Source organism: Luteolibacter pohnpeiensis, assembly GCF_016595435.1.
Taxonomy (GTDB): Bacteria; Verrucomicrobiota; Verrucomicrobiia; order Verrucomicrobiales; family Akkermansiaceae; genus Luteolibacter; species Luteolibacter pohnpeiensis.
In genome coordinates, this window is record NZ_JAENIJ010000086.1 from 1 (window position 1) to 2,636 (window position 2,636).

The 2,636-nt window shown below is 54.5% G+C and carries 3 protein-coding genes; all 3 read left to right on the forward strand.

Going from position 1 to position 2,636, the window contains the following annotated elements; all coding sequences use genetic code 11:
- The coding region (locus JIN85_RS20045; protein ID WP_200274193.1) for a hypothetical protein at positions 1–1,644 on the forward strand (1,644 nt) is incomplete at its 5' end.
- Complete coding sequence (locus tag JIN85_RS20050) at positions 1,601–2,236, forward strand: hypothetical protein (RefSeq protein ID WP_200274195.1); 636 nt, start codon at positions 1,601–1,603, stop codon at positions 2,234–2,236. The genes JIN85_RS20045 and JIN85_RS20050, both read left to right, overlap by 44 nt.
- Before the next feature lie 32 nt (positions 2,237–2,268).
- Positions 2,269–2,636, forward strand: a 368-nt coding sequence (locus JIN85_RS20055) for a hypothetical protein (RefSeq protein ID WP_200274197.1), incomplete at its 3' end; no start/stop codon positions are given.

The window sequence follows — 2,636 nt, forward strand, 5'->3', positions numbered from 1 at the left end:
ACCGGTGGCGGTGCCGAAGCTTCCGGCGAAGGCACGATACGAATCGATACCTCAAAAGTCACCGAACGCGTCGCCGCCAATACCCAGCTCGAGGAGTCACTGCGCCGGACAGAATCAGCGGCAGACGATACCGAGCGGAAGCTCAGCGAACTTGAGCAGGCACTTGATGAAATGGGCGAAGCCTCGGAGGAATCCGGCGACAAGCTCGATCGGTTGGTGAGTTTGCAAAGGGCGCAGCTTGCGGCGGAGATCGGCAACGGGATTTCGCGAATCGCCGACGTGGTGAAATCGGCTTCCACTTCGTTGCAGGAGGCGGATCCCAAAATATCGAAAACCCTCGGGAATATTTCCTCTGGCCTCGATAGCGTAGGCAACGCGGTATCGACAGCTGCACAGGGCTTTGCGGTCGGCGGTCCATTTGGCGCGGCAGTTGGCGGACTGGTCGGACTTCTAACAGGTCCGCTCAATCATGCATTTGAAAGCATGACTCAGGATCTGCAAAAGGCAGGGGAGAAGGAGAAACTGGCCAAGGAATCGCTACTCGCCTACACCCGTGCCCTGGAAGAGCGGCGGACCACGCTTGCAAATCAAAGGCTTGAGGAATTTTACGGCCGCGAGGAAAAGGCGATCAAGTCGGCCAATGACGAACTGCGTCGGCAGAACGAGCTTCTAACAGCCCGCCGCAACGCGGAGGCAGCGGAGCAACATGCCGCCTCGGTAGCGGCTCTGGATAACGGTGCAAACCGTGGCGCGGTTGCCTCGGTCGATGCCATCAGCGAGCTACGCCGACGTATTGAAGCGATCGAGCAGAAGGCCAACCTTGCCCAGGCTCAAGCCAACCTCAAAGACGAGGACGCAAGCCACAAGGAAGGCAAGGTGAAGCTGCTCGAAGAGCGCGGCATGTCCTCGGGCGATGAGATCGATCAGGCCCGTAAGGAAGCCGAAGCGGCACGCGAATCAGCGGATTCCGCAGCAAAAAACGCAGAGCTGACCCGGCAGATCGGAGAGCAGCAAATCCGCGAAGCCCTCGCCCAGTTCAGTGAAGCCAAATCCCGGGTGACGGATGAAGGTCAGAAGGAAATGGTGGAAGCCGCACGGCAGCTCATTGAGGCCGTCGAGAACGGCACCAAGGAGATGACGGCGGTCCAGCAGCAAGCGCTGCAACGCATCCGTGATGCCTTCCGTGGTGGCATCGATGCTCAGGAACAGGCGCAAATGGCGCAAGACATCGAAACCGTCGCTGGACCATTGCAGGAGCAATCCGAGAGCCAGCACAAGGCACTGGAAATCTTCCGCAGTGTGCTCGCAAAGAATCAGGTCACAGCCCAGGACGCTTCTCTATTGGTCGGGCAAATCGACGCACTGTCAGATCAGCAGGCGCAGATCACAGCCTCACAAAAAGAGGCGGTGGAACGGACCAAACAATCTTTGTCCGATAACAATCTGAATAATGATGAGATGGTCAAGCTGACTGCGGACACTCAGCTGATTGCCAGCACGTTGGGGACAAGGATTGAAGGCCTAACGGGTATTACGAGAACGATGCTGGAGACCCTGAGAGTATTCGAGTCCACTTTAGAACAGCTCAAGTCCGAGGCTGATGCCCAAAGAATCAGGGCAAATCATATACAAGGGATCGACTGATGATGCTTTAGAACTTGATCGAATGCTGGGAGAGGAAGTTCATAGAGGCATGTTGAGAGTATGTGTGACGAGTTTGCTGATGACTACAGCTCTTTTTGGTGAAATCGGAGGAACAATCACAGATTGTCGAAGCCGATATGGTGAGGCAGTTGAATCAACACCACAAAAGGATAAGTTTTTTCCAGGGGGATTAGAAATTGGCTGCCGTTACTCAAAGGGAGTGTGTGTTGCCGTGTCCTATCGCTTAAAGGATTACACTTATGTAAACGAATCTCTTACACCTACAGGTCCACGGTTATCAGCAAATCAAATTGAGCAGATTCTCAGATTGAATAGCGGAGGTTCAAGTTGGGATTTAAAAGCTCCAGATGCACGTGAAGGAAAGCCATATGGGTTTTATGAAACCGTCGACGGCAAGGTAAGAGCTACTGTTACTTGGGGTGGAATTATCTTGGAAGATATTACTTGGTCGAACGAAGAGAGAGAGAAGGTCGGGGGTGAAAAACTTCAACAGACTATTGATCAAATTACATCTGAGCACTCGACGATGCATTCTGGTTCACATTCTGCAAAGGACCACTCCGGCGAATAGCTAATGGCCCGGTCGGCTCCGATGATCGCTTCATGCCCTGGACGATCATTGGTGAAGCTGGAAAGCAGTTAGACGAAACCGAGCGCGAAATCCGTGAACTTGGAACCGGCTGGACCCTGCAGGTCGGCAGAGGCGCGGGAATCGATTCGGCGTCATGGAATCAAGCCTTCCGCGAGATCGATGGAGCGGGGGAGATTTTCCCGGAACAAGGCCAGGAAATCAGCCTCTGGCTCGATGGCGTCTGTTACTTCCGGGGCATCGTGGAAGAACCGACCGAGATTTCAGGCGTCTCTTTTGGCTCCCGCTTCTCCGCACTTGGGGCCGGTTGGTGGCTCGATCAGGAAACGCTTTCCTCTCTCATTCCGGATGCCACCGAGGAAGAGGTCGAACGGCCGAACTT